The organism is Neglectibacter sp. X4 (assembly GCF_009917365.1).
Taxonomy (GTDB): Bacteria; Bacillota; Clostridia; order Oscillospirales; family Acutalibacteraceae; genus Acutalibacter.
In genome coordinates this window covers 1-827 of sequence record NZ_QWLE01000201.1, presented here as the reverse complement: position 1 = coordinate 827, position 827 = coordinate 1, and the positions used below count along the sequence as shown (strand labels likewise).

The following is an 827-nucleotide window of genomic DNA, read 5'->3' as shown; positions in this document are numbered from 1 at the left end:
GTACTTGGATTTGTGGTGAAACCATTGTACCAGAAGGGCTGGCGGGTCTTCAACTTTCATTTTAGTTTACAGTACGAATCATTGAGTATGGAGGAAAGAAGATGAATGAAGTGATGAATACTTTGCTGTCCCACCGGTCGATTCGTAAGTATGAGGAAAGACCGGTGGAGGAAGAAATATTAGACCAGATTGTAAGAGCAGCTCAGGCTGCGCCGAACTGGGTAAATCTCCAGCACGTTTCAATCATTGCGATAAAAGATAAATCCCGCAGAGAGAAGTTTTCGGAGCTTTGTGGAGGACAGAAGCATATCGCGCAGGCTCCTATTTTTCTGATATTTTGTGCAGATTTTTACCGGACATGGATAGCCTGCCAGCAGAAAGGACAGGCATTTGAGGATACGGTGGGGCAGATTGATAATCTGATCGTGGGTGCGAATGAGGTCGGGATTGCCCTTGCAACCGCGGTTGCCGCCGCAGAATCCTTTGGGCTTGGCACTGTGCCGATAGGGGATATACGTCTTCATGCTTTGGAGGCAGTACGGGAATTAAATCTCCCTAAGTATGTGATTCCTCTGCTTGGATTATGTGTCGGTTATCCGGCAGAGAACCCCGGTATCAAACCCCGTTTCCCAAAAGAAGCGGTTTATTTTGAAGAACAGTACAGGCAGAATGTTGAAGCGCTAATTGCGGAATATGACGAGATTTACGCGCATTATTTGAAAGAGCGTCCGTGGAATAACCGTGTAGGGAACCAATGTCATTAAGTTAGTACGCAAGGACGCACGCCAAAGGGCTAGGGGGCACAAAAAAGAGCAAAAGGAATTGGG

1 protein-coding gene is annotated in these 827 nt (G+C 46.9%); it reads left to right on the top strand.

What is annotated here, in order from left to right; translation table 11 throughout:
• The first annotated feature begins 101 nt into the window (after nucleotides 1-101).
• Nucleotides 102-764, top strand: coding sequence for an NADPH-dependent oxidoreductase (locus D1841_RS17660; protein ID WP_160644974.1), 663 nt, complete (start codon nucleotides 102-104; stop codon nucleotides 762-764).
• Nucleotides 765-827 lie beyond the last annotated feature (63 nt).